Below are 18,435 nucleotides of genomic sequence, written 5' to 3'. Positions count from 1 at the left end.
TATGGGACTTGAAATGATTATCGGCCTGGCCGTTGCTGTGCTGGCTGCAATAGCAGGTGCTTTTGGTCTGGGTAAATCACGCGGTACAAGTATCGCCGAAACAAAAGCGGACCAGCAGCGCACTGAAGAACGTGCAGCAGCTACTGAAGCGGTAGCCGAACGCCGGGTAGAAACAACAAAAGGAGCCAGGGATGTACAGCAGACTGTTAATCATCTTCCTGATGACGATGTTGACCGCGAGTTGCGCGAAAGATTTACCCGCAAAACCTGAAGTAACGGACACGGCCTGTGACTGGGTAAGCATCATCTACCTCACTGAGCACGATATTGCCGTGCTGGATAAGCAGACGAAGCGGGACATTCTGGCGCACAACAAATCAGTACAGGCTAACTGCTTGAAGGAGTCAGGTCTTGAACGTAGAGAACCTAAGTAACGCGCATTGCATCTATAACGAGATGAAAGAACTACAGCGACAGAAAGGTATGTATGATCGGTTTAGCTTAAAAGAGGCAATACGAGACTAAAACCTCCAACATAAAGGGCTGACCAACTCGCCGCGGAGATCAAACTGACTGCATACACTTTCGCTGGATGAAGCCGCAACATTCCAGCCAACATGGGCACAATATAACGTAGCACGGCAATAAAGCGTGAAGTGAAAAGTATCGACACAGAACTATTTTGCAACTGACGGCGAACCCGTACTATTGTATCGACATGACGCGACGTTATGCGTGCAAGCCAAGGTAGATGTCCCGCCATTATACCAAGATGGTAATTAACGATTGTCCCGCACCATGCGCCAATCATGATCGCAATTCCTGCTTCCCATGGTGAAAGCGTCGTCTTGCCGACTGAAATTACAGTGGCCACCATAACAGATGCTGGCGGGAATACCGCTGAAATGAGGAACGTAGATTTTGTGAACGCGATAACAAAAAGAAGCACCCACAGACGGAATGGATGAAGCGCGAAATGGTTCATCAAAGCGTTTATCCACTCCATCAATGTAATTGCTCCTGTTAAGATTCCTTTGCTATTTAACCGTGATATGGCTCAATCGAGCCTAAACACCTCACGAAAAATCAACCAGGGTGATTCGAAAGGCGCATGCGAGCAACTGCGGCGCTGGACATATGCCGGTGGTAAGCAGTGGAAAGGATTAATCACCCGCCGCGAGATTGAGCGTGAGGTTTGCCTGTGGGGCGAAAAACAACAAAAGCTGGATGATGGATTTGGACTGCTTAACCCTGGCATTCCGGTGTCAGTTTCGGGCGTATTCTGATGAAGATCAACAAATTACGATTGTCGTGATCCTGCTGGTGGTCGTCGTAACCATCATTGCGGTGCTCTCTGTTCTGCTAGTACGCAGCAATGCGGTACTGGCCACGTCCGAGAGTGATAACCGGGTACTGCGCAGCGACAACGCACTACAGGCGACGGTAATAACCACGCAGGCTTTGAGCTTCAACCGGTTTAACCAGATAGCGGACAACGCCAACCGTCTTAACTTGTTGATAGATGCTGGCACCGAAAAGACAGTTATCGAATATCGGGAGATTCTACGACGTGAAAAAACCTGTGATCTGCCTGTTCCTGCTGATGTCTCTAGTGGGTTGCTCAACTACGCGAACCGTTTACGTACCAGCGCAATGCACGCCGATTCCGGGGACGCTAACGCAGCCGCTGATAGTGCCTTTGCCGCCAGCTCAATGACGTATTGTCAGGTGGTTCTCTGGATTGAGCCGTTGCTGGCCATCATTGAGAAGGGGAACAACCAACTTGCCGGAATACGGGAAATTGAAAACACCAAAGCCTCGCCAAAGCAGAGATAGTTATTGCCATGTGAATGTTGTCGTTTCTGGGTTGAAAGTTATAGTTGCTTGGCTCCAGTTATTTCCAACAAGAATTTTCTCTATGCAATGTGTGGCGTAAAGATCATCGGGAGGAGAGAAAGGAGTGTATTCGCTTTCCATGGTTAACTTGACGTCATGTATTGAAGCAATTGCGGTACGTCCTTCATTGTCAATGTTGCGGAAACAGAAAATTCTCGCTTCATAAAACTCGTCCGGCAAACCTTCTAACATGCACCCAGTAGCCCACTGAAGAAGCTGCTCGGTTGAATGTTCCTGCGGTACTTCTTGGGTGGTTTGTTGATTGATGAGTCTATTGAGTGTTTTGAGAAAATTAAACATTTCATCTCCTTATGGTTATATTTGGAAACATATCATTTAACGAACCCAACTCATAGAGCATTACAGCAGGCATTCACTGAGTGCCTGCGATAATACTATATGATACATCGTGATTATTCGTTAGGCTTCTCCTACCGTTAGGGATGAGGTCACCAAATGAAAATCAGATATGTAATTGCGTTAACATTATCATTGCTCGTTGCCGGTTGTGATAACTCGCCAAAGTTTGATGGTTCAAGCCAGGAGTCTTTGCGTTACTCTGGCGAGAAGGTTATTGAGTCACTTTCTGATGCAAAGAAAGAAGAACTTAAATCAGCAATTCTGGATACTTTAAGTTATTACGATACTCAGGCCATCATTAATAACGATGGCAGTTATTCTTCCGATAAAATGCGTTTAGTAATATTGAATGGAAAGACTGCCGAACAGATTATTTCAGAGGCAGATAGCTATCGGGAAAAGAAAGAACAGCTACTGAAAAAACATCAGCAGAACTAACGACAATGGGCCGCATTTAGCGGCCTTTTTTATACCTTATCAATTGATAATTACTATCATTTGTGCGGGTCCTCCTGGCGATTCTGAACACCGAGGGGGCGAGGACACGCGGAAAACGGCTAGTTTTTTGCATTTTATCGGCATCATCATCATTCCCTTAACTTGTTGATATTTCGGTCGTGAAATTATTCACGATGTCGAAATGGTTAAATATTGTTCATCATCATGGATAACGAACTGAAAAACCTTCGCCTCAATATCAATCAGCTGGCAGCGGTGACCGATCTTCATCGTCAGACGATTTCCAGCAAGCTGAATAACATTGAGCCTGCTCCTGGCAGTAATTCTCGTCTCAAGCTTTATTCTGTCGTGGATATTCTTCGGGAACTGCTGGGCCGTACCACGGCACCCGAGCTGGTGGATATCGATAAGATGTTGCCGCCGGATCGTAAGGCATGGTTTCAGTCTGAACGCGAGAGGCTTAAATTCCAGCAGGAAACAGGTGAGTTAATCCCGGCATCGACAGTGACCCGAGAATTTTCATCGATGGCAAAAGCCGTCGTTCAGGTGCTGGAAACGCTGCCGGATATTCTTGAACGTGATTGTGCGATGACGCCCGCAGCTGTCGTTCGGGTGCAAAAAGTCATCGATGACCTGCGGGATCAGATAGCCCTGAAGGTTGAGCAGGCAGATACGCCGGAACAGGAGGACAGTTCGCCAGAAGAGGAGTAAGCCATGCGACAGGCCACGGCGGCGGAGCTAAGAAAAAACACTGCCGGGATCATCAGAGCACCGCGTCGAATGCCTGTAGCCGAAGCCGTACATAAATATATGCGTGTTCCGGTCGGCGTGGGTAACTCCGTTGAGTGGGATCCTAATCTAGCCCCTTATGTTGTGGAGCCGATGAACTGCCTGGCATCACGAGAATATGATGCTGTCATTTTTGTTGGCCCTGCCCGAACGGGTAAAACCATTGGTCTGATTGATGGCTGGGTGGTGTACAACGTTGTCTGCGATCCGTCTGACATGCTCATCATTCAGATGACGGAAGAGAAAGCGCGCGAACACTCCAAAAAACGTCTGGCCCGAACATTTCGTGTCAGCCCGGAGGTGGCATGCCGGCTGAGTCCCTCACGCAATGACAACAACGTGCATGACCGGACTTTCCTTGCCGGGAACTACCTGAAGATAGGCTGGCCGTCTATCAACATCATGTCATCCTCAGATTTTAAGTGTGTGGCGCTGACGGATTACGATCGCTTCCCGGAAGATATCGACGGGGAAGGGGATGGATTTTCGCTTGCTTCAAAACGTACCACCACCTTTATGTCGGCGGGGATGACGCTGGTCGAGAGTTCACCGGGCAGGGAAATCACCAATACGAAGTGGCGGAGAAAGTCACCTCACGAAGCCCCTCCCACGACCGGGATCCTGTCTTTATATAACCGCGGCGATCGTCGCCGCTGGTACTGGCCATGTCCACATTGCGGGGAATACTTTCAACCAGCCATGGAAGCGATGACAGGCTACCGGGAAACGTCTGACCCGGTAAAGGCCAGTGAAGCGGCGCATATTGATTGTCCGCATTGTAGCGGCATGATTACCGCCGACAGGAAGCGGGAACTGAACGGAAAGGGTGTCTGGTTGAGAGAGGGACAAACTATCGACCGTGAGGGCAACATCACCGGAGAAGCCCGACGCTCGCGCATTGCCTCGTTCTGGATGGAGGGACCAGCGGCGGCATACCAGACATGGGCGCAACTGGTCTACAAATTACTGACGGCGGAACAGGACTATGAGGCCACCGGAAGCGAAGAAACGCTCAAGACCGTAATTAATACTGACTGGGGGCTTCCTTATCTTCCCCGTGCAGCCAGTGAGCAGCGACGTGCTGACGTGTTGATGCTGCGGGCAGAAGATTATGGCAAACGACTTGTGCCGCCGAAAGTCCGTTTTCTTCTGGCGTCGGTGGATGTGCAGGGTGGGAAGAAGCGCCGTTTTGTCGTCCAGATCATCGGGTACGGTGAAAACGGCGAACGCTGGCTGGTGGACCGCTATAACATCCGCCAGTCCCTGCGTTGTGATGAAAATGGTGAGGCACAGCAGGTGCATCCCGGATCCTATCCGGAAGACTGGCAACTGCTCATCACGGATGTCCTCGAAAAAACCTATGCATTGCAGTCAGACCCTTCACGGCGGATGCCCATTCTTGCAATGGCTGTCGACAGCGGCGGGGAAGATGGGGTAACGGATAACGCCTATAAATTCTGGCGCCAGTGTCGTCGTGACGGACTGGGTAAACGGGTTTACCTGATAAAAGGTGACAGCACCCGACGCCAGAAAATCATTACCAAAACGCACCCTGACAACACAGGCCGAAGCGATCGCCGGGCGGATGCGCGTGGTGAGGTTCCGGTATATCTGTTGCAGACAGACCTGCTGAAAGATCAGCTCAGTAACAACCTTGAGCGTGAAACACCCGGTGCCGGGTATATCCATTTTCCTGACTGGCTGGGGGAGTGGTTCTACGAAGAACTGACCTACGAAGAACGCGGTACGGACGGAAAATGGCGCAAACCCGGAAAAGGTAATAACGAAGCCTTTGACCTTTTCTGTTATGCCCATGCCGTCGCTGTCCTGCGTGGTTATGAAAAAATCCGGGACTGGGAACAGCCCCCGACTTGGGCTGCCGCTCAGGAGAGTAATTCAAACATCATAGACGGGGATCGCCCCAGGGAGATTGCTGTGAAAAAAACGGTACCTGTACGTTCGTCTCCTGTTTCTGTAACTGAACAGCCCAGCCCGCTTTCTGGTGGCTGGCTGGGTGTCAGTGACAACGGAGGCTGGCTGTGACGAAATCAGAAATTCAGCAGATGCTGGTAACTGTGCGCCAGGCTTACCGGGATTCTCTGGACGGTAAAAGCGTGTCATTCACGGGGGTTAATGGCCGGGCAATTACCAACCATGACCCAAAAGCCCTGCGTGACGAGCTTGAATATTGGGAAAGGCGCTGGCGCGCTGTCTCAAACCGCAGCGGCTCGTTCAAACTCGCTAACTTTCTGTAAGGCAAATCATGGGATTTTTTGAAAAGGCACTGGGCGCAATATCGCCCGGGTGGGCAGCATCACGCGCACAAAACCGACTCAGACTCAGAGCCTATGAGGCAGCAAATCCGACTCGTCTGCACAAGGGGAAACGTGAATCCCGGTCGGCGGACACCGCTGTATTTGCAGCCGGTACTTCGTTACGAGAGCAGGCCCGCTGGCTGGATGAAAACCATGATCTGGTGATTGGTCTTTTTGACAAGATGGAGGATCGGGGTATCGGTGCTCACGGGATCCACGTTGAACCGCAGCCGCTTGATCTTGAGGGTAATCTCCACTCTGAGTTTGCTGGCCAGCTATCCGCGCTCTGGGCGGAATGGTCGGTTCGCCCGGAAGTGACCGGGATGTTTACCCGACCGGAAGCTGAGCGGCTTTTGTTACGTTCAGCACTGCGTGATGGCGAGGTGTTTACACAGATGGTGCGGGGAAATGTAGCCGGGTTGCAGCATTCAACCCAGGTACCGTTTTCTCTTGAACTGCTGGAAGCGGACTTTGTGCCGTTTAACCTGAACAGTACCTCCGGGCAGCAGATCCGCCAGGGGATTATTGTCAATGCCTGGGGGCGACCGACGGGCTACAGAGTTTATAAGAACCATCCAGCCAGTTTTGCCGGACTCAATGCTGATTTAAAAACTATTTCGGCTGACAGCATGCTGCACCTGGCTATGCGTAAACGGCTTCACCAGCTAAGGGGGATCAGCCTCATCCATGGCGTGATCACCCGGCTCTCCGATATTAAGGATTATGAAGAGAGTGAGCGCGTGGCGGCACGTATTGCGGCGGCTCTGGGTTTCTATATCAAACGTGGGGATGCTCAGTCTCTTGATACAGAAACTGAGTTTTCAACACCAGGTGGGCAGCGCCATTACGATATTGCGCCGGGGATGATTTATGACGAGCTAAAACCAGGCGAGGATCTGGGCATGGTTGAGTCGAATCGCCCGAATGTTCATCTGTATGAGTTCAGGAACGGTCAGATGCGCGCTGTGGCTGCGGGGACTCGTGGCAGTTATTCCAGTATCGCGCGGGATTACAACGGTACCTACAGTTCACAGCGGCAGGAGCTGGTAGAGAGTTTTGAAGGTTACAACGTGCTGCAGCAGTGGTTTGTTGGGCAGCAAAGCCGTCCTGTATACCGAAACTGGCTGGCAATGGCGTTGCTCAGCGGCGTTACCATCCCCAAAGATGTCGACAAAAAATCCCTGTACAACGCGCTCTATCTTGGGCCAGTCATGCCATGGATTGATCCAGGAAAAGAGGCGGCTGCCTGGAAGGCGATAGTCCGTGGAGGGGCAGGTACAGAAGCCGAATGGACGCGTGCACGTGGCAAGAATCCGCAGGAGGTGAAACGTCAGCGTCTCCGGGAAACCCAATTCAACCGAGAAAACGGGCTGGTGTTCGACTCAGACCCCGCCAACGATAAAGGAGTGCTCCCTGATGCAGCAAATGATAAGCCCGCCCCGTCGCGGGACGATGATTAATCCCCGCGCCAGTGTGGCTGGTATCGATGCCGCAAACGGTCAGTGCTGGTATGAGATACGCGCCCTGGCTGCCGGGCGTGTGGAAATATTTCTCTATGACGTGATCGGCGGCTGGGGGATTACCGCTCAGCAGTTTGTCTCCGACTGTAAGGAGGCCGGAGTGTTTGAGGCCAGCGCCGTCGATCTGCATATCCACAGTCCGGGCGGCGATGTGATGCAGGGATTTGCCATCTTTAACACCCTGTCCCGTCTGAAGGCGAAGCTGGATATCTGGGTGGACGGCGTGGCTGCCAGTATGGCTTCAATGATTGTCTGCCTGCCCGGTGCCACGGTGCATATGCCTGAGAATGCCTGGCTGATGGTGCATAAGCCGTGGGGTGGGATCGCCGGGGATTCCGATGATATGCGTGACTACGCTGCCTGGCTTGATCGTAATGAAGCGCTGATGCTCAGTGCCTACATGAACAAGACCGGGCTGGGGCAGGAAGAACTGGAGGCGATGCTGAAAGCTGAAACCTGGCTTACTGGCGCGGAGGCGGTGGAAAAAGGTTTCGCTGACACGCTTGAACCAGAACTGCAGGCCGCGGCCTGTGTGAATCAAAATAAACTGAAGGATTACCAGAATATGCCAGAACAGATTAACAACCTTTTTGGGCCGCGTGCCGAAGCTCCTGTCAGTCAGCCGCAGCCCGCACAAAACCCGGCGCCGCAGGCCGCAAATAACCCACCGGCACAGCAACCCACCCAGCAACCGCTGGCAGGAAATATCGACATTACCGCGCTGGCCGCCCAGCTCCAGCAGCAGATGCAGGCGGCGAATACTGAACGAGTCAGCGCAGTTTCCGCTGTGTTTGATGCGTTTCCTGCTTTCGGCTCGCTGAAAGCAGAATGCATCACGGATATTTCCTGCTCAGCGGAACAGGCTCGCACCAAATTGCTCAATGTGCTGGCGGCAGGGACTACCCCGAGTGCTGGACCGGGTGCAGTTCACATCCATGCGGGTAACGGGAACATTGTTGGTGATTCCATTCGTGCGGCGGTAATGAACCGTGCGGGCTATGCGCAGGCGGAAAAAGATAACGCCTACAACGGGTATACCCTGCGCGAACTGGCCCGCGCCTCGCTGGTGGATCGTGGTATCGGTATTTCTGGTGTCGGTACAGCACAGGCGATGGTTGGGCTGGCGTTCACCCACAGCAGCAGCGATTTCGGCAATATCCTGATGGATGTGGCGCATAAGGCGGCATTGCTTGGCTGGGATGAGGCCAGCGAAACATTCGAACAGTGGACCCGTAAAGGCACACTGACCGATTTCAAAACCGCGCACCGCGTTGGCCTGGAATCACTGGCATCGCTGCGTAAGGTTCGCGCCGGGGCGGAATATAAATATGTCACCATTAAAGATCGTGGTGAGCCTATTGCACTGGCCACCTATGGTGAGCTTTTCAGCATTGACCGCCAGACTATTATCAACGACGACCTGGATATGCTGACGCGTATCCCTCAGGCAATGGGGCTTGCTGCGCGAGCCACTGTCGGCGATCTGGTCTGGGCGGTACTGACCAGCAACCCGAAAATGTCGGACGGTAAGCCGTTGTTCCACGCCGATCACGGCAACCTTGTTACAGCCGATCTGACTATTGAAGGGCTGGATACTGCGCGTAAGGCAATGTTGCTGCAAAAATCCGGCGATCGCCGTCTGAATATTCGTCCGGCCTACATGCTGACGCCAGTGGCAATTGAGTCACGGGCAAATCAGCTGATTAAATCCGCCAGTGTACCGGGTGCAGACGCGAACAGCGGGATCGTTAACCCGATCCAGAACTTTGTGACCGTGGCTTCTGAGGCCCGCCTGGATGACAGCAGCCCGACCGATTATTACCTGACCGCTGCGCAGGGGCGCGACACCATTGAAGTGGCGTATCTCGACGGTATCGACACGCCATATCTGGAACAGCAGCAGGGCTTCACTGTGGACGGCGCCGCATTCAAGGTGCGCATTGATGCGGGGGTGGCTCCGCTCGACTGGCGCGGGCTGGTTAAAGTCACCAAAAAATAATGACCGCCGCCTGGCGGTTTTTTTATCCCTGAAGGCGGCGCTGGTCGCCTTTTCCTTTTATGGAGAAAAAACATGGCGAAGAACTATCAGCAGGACGGTACCACACTGGATTATCACAATGCGGGTGTTGATGCCGTTTCATCCGGTGCGCTGGTGGCGGTCGGCGGAATTGCCGGGGTGGCACACAGCGATATTCCTGCTGGCGAGTGGGGAACACTGCATATGGCCGGTGTTTTTGTGTTGCCTAAAGCGGCAGAAGAAATTTCGGCAGGCCAGAAACTGTATTTGGCTGGCGGCAAGCTGACGGTGGCAAAAGGCGATGATGCAACGCCAAATCCGGTTGTCGGTTCCGCCTGGGGAGCAGCTGAGGCGGATGATGCTGATGTTGCCGTCCGCCTGGGGTTCTGATGAGCCGGTTCCGGGAACGTTTGGCTAAAGCAGATGCCCGGATTAACCGGGCGTTTGCCGAAGAAGTGCCTGCATGCCTGCAAACGGGTGAAGGCCCGCGTCTGGTGACCGTGATTTTTGAATCACCGGATGCGCTGTCGGGTGTACCGGGCGGCGGGGAAATTCAGAACCATTCCCCGGCGTTCAGTGCAATGACTGCGGATATTTCCGGTCTCGAAAAACATGACGGTGTGGTGATCAACACCATCCCTTACCGGGTGACACATATCGGCGCGGATGAAGAAGGGCGGACCCGCGTCACGCTGGCATATGGGGAACCCGGAAAAACACAGCCTCAGATCGATAAATGGAGCTGATATGGCGCGGGAGTCTCGACTGCGGCGGGATTTACCCGTCGATATTGATGTGGATGTTATCTGGCGAATTGCGGACAGTATTGGTGCGACGCAAAAACAGTTCCGTGCAGCATACTCGCGCGCGCTCAGGCGTACTGCCGCCACGCTGCGAAAGAAAGCGATGGCGGATCTGAAAGACGGTCTGGCCCCACGCAGTATGGATCTGGTCCGGCGCCGTTTGCTGTCTTTTCGTCTGGACAGGGGATCGCAGCTGGATAATTTCCGGCTCTGGTTCGGGCTGAATGCCATTAAGGTGAAAGACCTTAAAGGACGAATCAACGGGCGGCTGCGACCGCACCATACCCGGCGTGACCGCAACACGGGGCGTTTTATTAAAGCGCGCCGCCAGGCCGAAAACGCCGGATTTTCCCCGAAAGGTAATCTGCTGAGCGAACGGTCGTTTGAAAACGGGGAGGTGTCCCGTTCAAAACGGGATAATCGCCGGACGGTGGTTATTCGTGATCCCCTGACCCGCCGGACACGCGAAGCAGAAATGGATATCTACGAACCGATGCTGAACTACGTCGAGGACAACGCATTTGCCCAGGCGATGGAGATTTTTATGCATCACTTTGAAACCGACATTCGCGGGCGCGTAAAGGCCCGTATTTCTGTCTGAGGTAACGAACGATGGCCGAGCCACTGTTGCTGGGGCGGTATCATGATGCTGTGACTGAGGCATTAAAAAAAATCGGATGGGTGCGTGATGCCGGTGCGTATCCGGAACGAAATGTTCCCCGCTTTTCGGGGCTGACCACACCCGCGGTGTATTTCTCGATTAACAGCTGGGAACAGGGAGGAGGAAATGAGGGACAACTGAGCGTTAATTTAACCTGTGATCTCTTCGTGGTGGTGGATGCCGCCGGATCGGGTGTGAGCCAGCCTGAAATTTTTGTCAGAACCGCTGCGGCCGATATCACCCAATGGATTGACGGACAGCAGTTTGGTCTGGGCCATATTGAGCCTGCGGTATTCACCACGGCTGAACGTGATGAGTTTGATCCGCGAATGGATGATTATCTGGTCTGGCGTATTTCATTCACCCAGGCGGCTGCATTTGGTGCTGATCCCTTTGCACATACTGGCATGCCCCTGCAGAAGGCCTGGCTGGGTGTTGCACCTGATACGGGGCGAAATCACGTGGATGACTATCAGCTTATCTGGGAGGCACCGCCCGATGAGTGAGATAGCAGGCGACCTGCAGCGCAGACTGGCGAACCTTGTCCGGCGCGGTGTTATTCACTCCGTCAGGCACGATAGTATCCCTAAATGCCGGGTGGATTTGGGGGATATCATCACAACCTGGCTGCCGTTGTGCCAGGGGTTTTCCGGAACAAACCGCGCTGATTCAAATCCATATGCCGTGGGGGATGCGGTTACGGTCCTGTCCGAAGCCGGAGAACTCAACAACGGACGGGTGTTTCCCGGCTGGAATACGGGAAAGCTGCCGGTGCCGGAAGGAAGCGACAGCGAGCACATTACCCGTTACAGCGACGGGACTGAGATCCGTTATGACAGGGAAGCGCATGCCCTGACGATTACGCTGGCTGATGGTGGAACCTACAAAATTGTCGGTAAAGGTACGCTGGATGGTCCGGTTGAAATTACGGATACCCTGACGGTCCAGGGCAAAACCCAGATTAATGCTGACACGTTGGTTGCAGGAAATATCGGCGCGTCAAAGGAGATAACGGATAAATCCGGCAGTATGAGCAAGATACGTGAAGTATTTAACAACCACGATCACCCCGGCGACAGCGGTGGGCTCACCGATAAACCCAATCAGAAAATGTGACCTGCTGCGGCAGGTTTTTTTTATGCCTGGAGAAAAAGCATGTCTCAGTTACATGGCGTTGAAACTATTGAACTCACCTCGGGTACGGTGGCGGTTACCACGATCCAGACAGCCATTATCGGCCTGGTAGGAACGGCACCGGATGCGTCGGGCGGAACCGCCGCATCGGGATCATCCGGTACACCCATTCTCGATAACGTTATCGACTTCACTGCAACCATTAAGGGGCGGCAAGGCAATGTCATCAATGTCGCTGCGCTGGCCGGACAGCCGGCAGCCGAAAATCCTGCTGCGGTTGTGACGTCAGCAAGCTGGGATCCTGAATCGCTGACACTGAACATCACGCTGGGTTGTGATGAGCACGGTGTTATCACGGCTAAACCCGGAGACGTTGCAGAGGCTGTCGGTGGTGTTGATGGCGCAAAAGTCAGCGCGAGCGGGCGCGGTGACGGGATTGTCCAGCCCTTCAGCCTGCAATTAGCGGGGGGTGAAGATGAACCCTTTCCACTCAATACGCCGGTTGCGGTTGTCGGCACCACGCTGTTATCCCGCCTGGGTGAAAAAGGTACGCTTAAACAGGCACTGACTGATATTAACGATCAGCGTAATGCGCTGACGGTGGTGGTGCGTGTTGCGGATGAAAACGATGAGGCAAAACGACGCGCGGCGGTACTGAAGGGGATCGGCACCCTGTCATCAGCGAAATCTGTTACGACGTACCAGCCGCGTATTGTGATTGCACCGGGTTTCAGTGAGGACGATGCGGTTGGTAAGGGGCTGGAAACCGTGGCCGGGAAATTGCGCGCCGTCGCATATGTTGACTGCGCCTCCGGTGCGACGCTGCAGGAAGTGGTACAGCGTCGCCAGTCCTATGGCGCACGAACTGAACTGTTGCGCCCGCGGGTCCAGGCGAGTGATGCAGATGGCCAGCTGGTTTATCGCCCATACTCTGCGTTTGCTGCCGGATTACGCGCCCGCATTGACTTTGAAAAAGGCTGGTGGTGGAGCAAGTCGAACCAGGACATCAACAACATCCTCGGTGTTGAGCAGATCGATGAATTTATCCTCGGGGATGAGAACTGCGATGCAAACCTGCTCAACATGCAGAACGTGTCCACCATTATCCGCCGGGCGGGGTTTAAACACTGGGGGAACCGCCTGTGTGCAACCAATCCTCAATGGCGTTTTGAATCTGTCCGCCGTACTGCTGATGTTATTGAGGACAGCATTCAGGAAACCATGCTGGAGTATGTTGACCGTCCACTAGACCGGGAAAATGCGGATGACATTATCGGCACCATCAATGCCTATATGCGGCAACTGGTCGGTCTTGGCGCCATATTCGGTGGGCGGGCCTGGCTGGATGAAGAACTGAACACAGCGGAAACCATGGCGTCGGGTGTCCTGTACATCAACTATGACTTTGGTCCGAAATCGCCGACTGAACTTATCAGCCTGCGCGTCCGGGTGAACAATAACTATGCGCTTGAGGAGATGCTTGCAGCATGAGCGATAAAAACACACTACGCGTCTGGACCTTCTTCCGGCAGGGGATCCGTATTCAGGGGGCGCATGAATTTACGCCGCCGTCTCTGGCAATTGTTAAAACGGATATGCGTACCGGCGCACAGGATGCGCCCACCCCGGTTGATGACGGCATGGAAGCACTGACCTGTCAGGTTAAATTTTATGGGATAGATACGGACATGCTGGCCAGCTTCGGTTTTGTCAGTGGCAGCCGTTCACGCTTTACGGCTTATCAGGGCTATCTCGGTAACGGCACTGCGCGCGGTACGGTTGAGGAAATTGAGGGGTTTGTACAGACCGTCACGCCGGATGCGCGGGGGAAGGACACGCTTTCCGAAAATGCCGTGACGGTTGATATTGCTGTCAGCTACTACCGTCAGTCACTGGACGGGCGAGAACTGTTTGCCATTGATACAGAGCGTTTCGCCCGCCGGGTGAATGGCGTTGATGTCCTTTCAGGTCTGGCTGCCAAAGTGCGTCTCTGATTTCACTGTTATCCCACTACTGTAACGGCCTGCGGGCCGTTTTTATATGGAGCACCCTATGAGCTTTCCTGGTGAAACCCGCGTTATAAAACTGTATTCCCCTGTATCACTTGATAACGGGGTCGTGATCGATGAGGTCACCATGCGTGAACCGCTGGTTCGAGATCGCATCACTCATGCCAAAGACCGCGGCAACGAAGAAGAGAAAGAAGCCCGCATGATTGCGCTGCTGTGCAATCTCAGTGAACAGGATCTCTGGCTGATGACAGCAGCAGATTATGCACAGCTCACGGATGCCTTTAACGTTTTTATGCTCCCGCCCGCGAAGCGACCGAAGGCGGACTCCTCCGGGCAATAAGATTTCTGGGGCGGCAGCTGCATTTCCCGATGGCGGAATACCTCGATATGCCGTTCAGCACTTTCTCTGTTTTTTTGACCGACGAACTGGAGACGATGAACCGTGGGCGCAATAAGCCAGAACCTTAAGGCCGTCATTACCTTTGGCGGAAACCTGGATAATTCATGGAAACGATCTGCAGATGGTCTGCAAAAAAGCCTGAAAGATGTCGGAAAGCAGTCTGAGCGACTGACAAAAGACCAGACCAAACTGGCAGCAGAAATCAAACGCGCCAAACTGGCCGGTGAAAGCCTAGGCGATTTGAAGCGCCGCTATACCGATGTTTCCAGGGAAATCCGCAAAACGGAGGCTGAGCAACAGAAACTGAATGTGCAGATGCAAAAATCACAACGCATTCAGGCGTTCAAAGGTGCCGGTAAAGGCCTTTTCCGGCGCGGTCTGGGGATCGCCGGGCAGGTGGGCGGGATGTTTGGATCCGGGCTGGCTATTGGCGGTGGCGGCGTGGTGGCTTCAGCACTTGGCACACTGATAGCGCCAGCTGCCACCAATGCTGAAACGGCAACCCGCACGAATGTGGCAAAAAGTTACGGCGTGGACGTGGCCACGTTTAATGCCTGGGATTCTCTGGCGAAGCAGTACGACATGAATGCGGAAAACATTGGCGATCTCTTTGAAGAGTATCTGCACAAATCCGGGGAGTATAAACAGAACGGTAAGCAGAGCTCGCTGCAGGATGCCTTTGAAACGCTCGGGTTCAAAGCAGGTGATTTTGCCGGGCTCAGTGATATGGCGCAATTCGACAAAATTGTTGAACGGGCGCTCAGCCTTCAGGATGAGTCAAAAGCTTCCTTCGCACTGGATTCTCTTTTTGGCGGGGAAGCGAGCAAACTGCTGATGCTTATCAAGCAGTCTGGCCGGAGCTACCGCGACCTGATGGACGAACAGCGGCGCTACAACCTTGTGACCAAAGAGGGCGCTGATGGGGCAGTTGCGGGTAATCAGGCTATCAATAATCTCCGCACTGTTTTCTCTTCTGCGGTCGCAGAAATTTCCGGCCAACTGGGAAATGAACTGGCGCCTGATATCAGGCGCCTGACGGATGATCTTGCCGACTGGTTCAAAGGTGGTGGTGTCAGGCGCATTGTGACTTTTCTGCGAAACGATCTCTATCCCGGCGTTCTGTCTTTCGGGCAGGGGGTGGTTTTTGTCGGCAAAATTATTTACGCCCTGGCTAAAAAGCTGTCCTGGCTGTTGCCAGATGACAGGAGCGATCAAAAGGATGTGCTGAAGTCACTGGCTATGACTGGGTCGGTGGATTTCGCCAGAATGACTGCGGGACGCAAAGGGCAGGGAGAATGGTTTGAGCAGCAACTGAAGGACAATCCAGACCTCGCTGACGATGTTAAAAAGTCATACGCCTCAACGCGGGGCTTTTTTAGTGATGATGAAGAGGCATTTAATAAATCGCTTGATAAATACCTGACACCGGAAGGCGGCGATACGCTTTTAAACTGGAATACAGCGCTACAGAGGAACAAGGGGCGTTCAGTGCAACCACCCTCTGATTCGTCGGGGGGAGATATCGGGTACTGGGATACCTTGCTTCAGCGTATGGACAATCTGGATAAACAGCCACCATCCAGGCAGGTCACAGACAACCGAAAATTCGAATACCGATTCGAAATTAATGCCGCGCCGGGACAGGATGAGAAAGCCATTGCAGATGAAGTGACAACGGTGACGAAAAACAATTCTGCCTTTAATGGTGATAACAGCCTTCTGGATGGGGGACTTCTCTGGTGAGTGAAATTATCCCGATCTTTGAAGATTCCGGTCAGCGCAGTACCAGCGCATTACGGGGTGGGCAGGAAGCCCGCGTCATGATGATGCTGGGGAATTTTGCCTTTTCGATTGATACAACGGCTTATCATCAGCTCACCCGTGAGGCCAGCTGGCGCTGGAGTGAACAGGAACGCATTGGCAAACAGGACCTTCTTCAGTACACCGGAAAGCCCGGGCGTACTGTCAGGCTTGAAGGGCAGTCTCACGCCTTTTTCCGTAAAGGCGTGGAAGGGGTGAATGATTTACTTGATCTTGCCGATCAGGCTAAACCCCAGCAGCTTGTCAGCGGAGAAGGTGATGTGCTGGGGTGGTGGGTGGTGGGTGGTGACCGACTTTTCAGACACGACGAGTAAGTTTTTACCGGGTGGCGGTCACCGAAATAAAAACTGGACGATGACGCTGAAACACTATGCCGACGATCTATCAAACCCGTGACGGGGACGTACTGGATGCGATTTGCGCCGTGCATTACGGTACTGAAAATCTTTCAGACTCAGTGACTCAGGTTCTGGAGGCCAATCAGGGGCTGGCGGAGCAGGGGGCTGTGTATCCTTCCGGCTTGTACATCACATTGCCGGATCTGGTGATGCCCGTTGCGGAATCGCCATTTAGTTTATGGGATTAATATGGCAGATCAGACAGCAAGGCCGGAATATGCGCCGGCATTCAGCATACAGGCCGAAGGGAAAGATATAACCCGGGTGCTGCAAGAGTGCCTGAGTGAACTGACCCTGACGGATTATGGTGGGGCAACAGCAAAAGCAGATGAACTGAAAATCAGTCTCATCTCTGAAACGCTGGCGCTTCCCACCAAAGGTGCCCGGCTTCAGGTCGCTCTGGGATTCAATGAACAACTGATCGATAAAGGCTGGTTTGTTGTCAGTGGCGTCTCGAGCGGTGGCCCGCCAAGGCGTATCGAGCTGTATGCGACCGCCGCGCCGATGAATGCACAGAAACAACCCGGAGACGTGACAAGCCAGAAGACACGGAGCTGGGATAACCTTCGCCTTGCCGATATTGTCAAAACCGTGGCCACCGACAACGGGCTTATTCCCCGCGTGGCCGACGCACTGAAAGATATTCATATCAGCCACATCGATCAGGTGGCGGAATCTGATGCCAACCTGCTCGCAAGGCTTGCACGTGACTACAATGCAGTGAGCAAACCATCAGGCGGTTACTGGCTTTTTTTGCAGCAGGGAGCCACGGTAACGGCTTCAGGGAAACAGACTGGCGGGATAACCATCACACCGGATGAAGTATCAAACTGGTCCTACAGTGAAGGTGAGCGGGGGAGTTCGACGGGGAAAGCTACGGGGAGCGGAGGAAAAGCCAAAGAGAAAATCGGTGTGCGTTATTACGACGAGGAGGATGGTACGACAAAGACCTCCACGGTTGAACATGATGGCCCGGCGATGATCAATCCCTATACCCAGTCGGAGAAAACCACTGCCGAGCAACAGGCAAACTCCAGGAAAACCCAGGCGAAACGTAACGAGCAGAAAATGACGCTCACGGGGCCATGTCGCCCCAAACATGTTCCGCTGACAGCAGAGGCAGGTGTGACGACTTCCGGTTTTGGCTCCCGTGAGGATCGGGCCTGGGTGGTTGAGTCTCTGGTCTTTTCTCTGACGTCAGCAGGATTCAGCTACACCTACAACCTTGTCGTGGACATTCGTAAACCCGCAGCGGCTTCGAAAAAATCAGAAAAGCAGGACAAAACAGGCCCGTCCTACTTCGGTTAACCCTCCCGCCATCCGGCGAATCAGCAACGGAATTTAATCATGAACGGTGTAAACAACCGGACCGGAAAACGCCTGTCCGGCGTCGCCCATTTGCGCCAGTCCGTCAGCGACATACTGACCACGCCCATCGGGAGCCGGGTTCTTGTCCGTGACTATGGCAGTGATCTGTTTTCGCTGGTGGATAACCCACGGGATGATATGACCCGTCTACAAATAATCGCCGCGTCTGCGACCGCACTGGCCCGGTGGGAGACGCGGCTGAAGGTAACCCGTGTGCTTGTTTCCTTTCCTGAAGGGAAGTCCGGCTGTGTACTGGATATCGAGGGGATCAACAAGGAAACCAATTTACCTGTCAGAACGGGAGACATAACGATTTATGGCAAGCAGCTATGACGTGATCAACCTGTCAGAACTGGACGTACCGGATGCCATTGTGGTGCCGGATGCGACGGAAATCTTCACCCGGTGGCTGGCGCGCCTGCGGGAACTTGATGAGCAGTTTGATGCGCTGGTGGAATCCGATCCGACGTTTAAACAGGGGG

General features: G+C 53.5%; 24 protein-coding genes and 2 pseudogenes. 24 read left to right on the top strand and 2 right to left on the bottom strand.

Annotation, left to right across the window (positions count from 1 at the left end; translation table 11 throughout):
• Position 1 precedes the first annotated feature (1 nt).
• Together EHN13_RS21010 and EHN13_RS21005 are read left to right on the top strand one after the other, a co-directional pair.
• Positions 2-271, top strand: a complete 270-nt coding sequence (locus tag EHN13_RS21010) for a hypothetical protein (protein WP_124022021.1) — start codon at positions 2-4, stop codon at positions 269-271.
• Positions 228-434, top strand: a complete 207-nt coding sequence (locus EHN13_RS21005; protein ID WP_124022041.1) for a hypothetical protein — start codon at positions 228-230, stop codon at positions 432-434. The genes EHN13_RS21010 and EHN13_RS21005 overlap by 44 nt, the downstream gene beginning before the upstream one ends.
• 62 nt (positions 435-496) lie before the next feature.
• Here the strand turns inward: EHN13_RS21005 and EHN13_RS21000 are convergent, their stop codons facing one another.
• Positions 497-1,009, bottom strand: coding sequence for a DedA family protein (locus EHN13_RS21000; RefSeq protein WP_167469978.1), 513 nt, complete (start codon positions 1,007-1,009; stop codon positions 497-499).
• Position 1,010: 1 nt separating this feature from the next.
• On the opposite strand from EHN13_RS21000, the pseudogene EHN13_RS20995 reads away from it, so the two are divergent.
• Together EHN13_RS20995 and EHN13_RS20990 are read left to right on the top strand one after the other, a co-directional pair.
• A pseudogene (locus EHN13_RS20995) lies at positions 1,011-1,286 on the top strand (glycoside hydrolase family protein); the annotation flags it as partial.
• Between the two features lie 19 nt (positions 1,287-1,305).
• Positions 1,306-1,836, top strand: a complete 531-nt coding sequence (locus EHN13_RS20990; protein WP_197724102.1) for a hypothetical protein — start codon at positions 1,306-1,308, stop codon at positions 1,834-1,836.
• Here the strand turns inward: EHN13_RS20990 and EHN13_RS20985 are convergent, their stop codons facing one another.
• Entirely contained in the window at positions 1,837-2,196 is a 360-nt protein-coding gene (locus tag EHN13_RS20985) for a hypothetical protein (protein WP_124022019.1), read from the bottom strand. It abuts the gene before it with no gap.
• A 156-nt stretch (positions 2,197-2,352) separates the two neighbouring features.
• Here EHN13_RS20985 and EHN13_RS20980 point away from each other — a divergent pair, with 156 nt between their 5' ends.
• The 20 genes and pseudogenes from EHN13_RS20980 to EHN13_RS24395 all read left to right on the top strand — a co-directional run.
• Positions 2,353-2,694, top strand: a complete 342-nt coding sequence (locus tag EHN13_RS20980; RefSeq protein ID WP_124022018.1) for a DUF6694 family lipoprotein — start codon at positions 2,353-2,355, stop codon at positions 2,692-2,694.
• Positions 2,695-2,919: 225 nt separating this feature from the next.
• Positions 2,920-3,426 (top strand): DUF1441 family protein, encoded by a 507-nt coding sequence (locus tag EHN13_RS20975; RefSeq protein ID WP_115644301.1) that lies wholly within the window; start codon positions 2,920-2,922, stop codon positions 3,424-3,426.
• A 3-nt stretch (positions 3,427-3,429) separates the two neighbouring features.
• Positions 3,430-5,547 (top strand): phage terminase large subunit family protein, encoded by a 2,118-nt coding sequence (locus tag EHN13_RS20970; RefSeq protein ID WP_101743207.1) that lies wholly within the window; start codon positions 3,430-3,432, stop codon positions 5,545-5,547.
• Positions 5,544-5,759: a hypothetical protein gene (locus EHN13_RS20965; protein ID WP_053389961.1), complete on the top strand. Its 216-nt coding sequence runs from the start codon at positions 5,544-5,546 to the stop codon at positions 5,757-5,759. Before EHN13_RS20970 ends, EHN13_RS20965 begins: the two co-directional genes overlap by 4 nt.
• An 8-nt stretch (positions 5,760-5,767) precedes the next feature.
• Complete coding sequence (locus EHN13_RS20960; RefSeq protein ID WP_124022017.1) at positions 5,768-7,279, top strand: phage portal protein; 1,512 nt, start codon at positions 5,768-5,770, stop codon at positions 7,277-7,279.
• A complete protein-coding gene (locus EHN13_RS20955; protein ID WP_124022016.1) occupies positions 7,236-9,338 on the top strand; it encodes a ClpP-like prohead protease/major capsid protein fusion protein in 2,103 nt (700 codons plus the stop codon). Before EHN13_RS20960 ends, EHN13_RS20955 begins: the two co-directional genes overlap by 44 nt.
• 72 nt (positions 9,339-9,410) lie before the next feature.
• Positions 9,411-9,746 (top strand): capsid cement protein, encoded by a 336-nt coding sequence (locus tag EHN13_RS20950; RefSeq protein ID WP_032943858.1) that lies wholly within the window; start codon positions 9,411-9,413, stop codon positions 9,744-9,746.
• Positions 9,746-10,102 carry a head-tail joining protein gene (locus tag EHN13_RS20945; protein WP_040230736.1) on the top strand — a complete coding sequence of 119 codons (357 nt, stop codon included), beginning with the start codon at positions 9,746-9,748 and terminating at the stop codon, positions 10,100-10,102. Before EHN13_RS20950 ends, EHN13_RS20945 begins: the two co-directional genes overlap by 1 nt.
• A 1-nt stretch (position 10,103) precedes the next feature.
• Positions 10,104-10,760 (top strand): hypothetical protein, encoded by a 657-nt coding sequence (locus tag EHN13_RS20940; RefSeq protein ID WP_116360792.1) that lies wholly within the window; start codon positions 10,104-10,106, stop codon positions 10,758-10,760.
• Between the two features lie 11 nt (positions 10,761-10,771).
• Positions 10,772-11,326, top strand: coding sequence for a hypothetical protein (locus EHN13_RS20935; RefSeq protein WP_124022015.1), 555 nt, complete (start codon positions 10,772-10,774; stop codon positions 11,324-11,326).
• The gene (locus EHN13_RS20930; protein WP_101743202.1) at positions 11,319-11,936 is read left to right on the top strand and encodes a phage baseplate assembly protein V; all 618 of its coding nucleotides are present in this window, start codon (positions 11,319-11,321) and stop codon (positions 11,934-11,936) included. Before EHN13_RS20935 ends, EHN13_RS20930 begins: the two co-directional genes overlap by 8 nt.
• Positions 11,937-11,975: 39 nt before the next feature.
• On the top strand, positions 11,976-13,445 hold the full coding sequence (locus EHN13_RS20925; protein WP_124022014.1) for a phage tail sheath C-terminal domain-containing protein: 1,470 nt from the start codon (positions 11,976-11,978) through the stop codon (positions 13,443-13,445).
• Complete coding sequence (locus EHN13_RS20920) at positions 13,442-13,948, top strand: phage major tail tube protein (RefSeq protein ID WP_086523770.1); 507 nt, start codon at positions 13,442-13,444, stop codon at positions 13,946-13,948. Before EHN13_RS20925 ends, EHN13_RS20920 begins: the two co-directional genes overlap by 4 nt.
• Before the next feature lie 58 nt (positions 13,949-14,006).
• Positions 14,007-14,306 (top strand): phage tail assembly protein, encoded by a 300-nt coding sequence (locus EHN13_RS20915; RefSeq protein WP_124022013.1) that lies wholly within the window; start codon positions 14,007-14,009, stop codon positions 14,304-14,306.
• Positions 14,307-14,408: 102 nt separating this feature from the next.
• Positions 14,409-16,109 carry a hypothetical protein gene (locus EHN13_RS20910; protein WP_124022012.1) on the top strand — a complete coding sequence of 567 codons (1,701 nt, stop codon included), beginning with the start codon at positions 14,409-14,411 and terminating at the stop codon, positions 16,107-16,109.
• Positions 16,106-16,501, top strand: coding sequence for a phage tail protein (locus EHN13_RS20905; RefSeq protein WP_232034685.1), 396 nt, complete (start codon positions 16,106-16,108; stop codon positions 16,499-16,501). Before EHN13_RS20910 ends, EHN13_RS20905 begins: the two co-directional genes overlap by 4 nt.
• A gap of 56 nt (positions 16,502-16,557) precedes the next feature.
• On the top strand, positions 16,558-16,773 hold the full coding sequence (locus EHN13_RS20900; protein ID WP_086523767.1) for a tail protein X: 216 nt from the start codon (positions 16,558-16,560) through the stop codon (positions 16,771-16,773).
• Position 16,774: 1 nt separating this feature from the next.
• Positions 16,775-17,893, top strand: a complete 1,119-nt coding sequence (locus EHN13_RS20895) for a contractile injection system protein, VgrG/Pvc8 family (protein WP_086523766.1) — start codon at positions 16,775-16,777, stop codon at positions 17,891-17,893.
• A 39-nt stretch (positions 17,894-17,932) separates the two neighbouring features.
• Entirely contained in the window at positions 17,933-18,286 is a 354-nt protein-coding gene (locus EHN13_RS20890; RefSeq protein ID WP_101743195.1) for a GPW/gp25 family protein, read from the top strand.
• Positions 18,270-18,435: pseudogene (locus EHN13_RS24395) on the top strand (baseplate assembly protein); the annotation flags it as partial. The gene EHN13_RS20890 and the pseudogene EHN13_RS24395, both read left to right, overlap by 17 nt.

It is taken from the genome of Citrobacter youngae, from assembly GCF_003818115.1.
Lineage (GTDB): Bacteria > Pseudomonadota > Gammaproteobacteria > Enterobacterales > Enterobacteriaceae > Citrobacter > Citrobacter youngae.
Note: the sequence above shows the minus strand (reverse complement) of the source record. Positions and strands in the feature narration are given on the sequence as shown.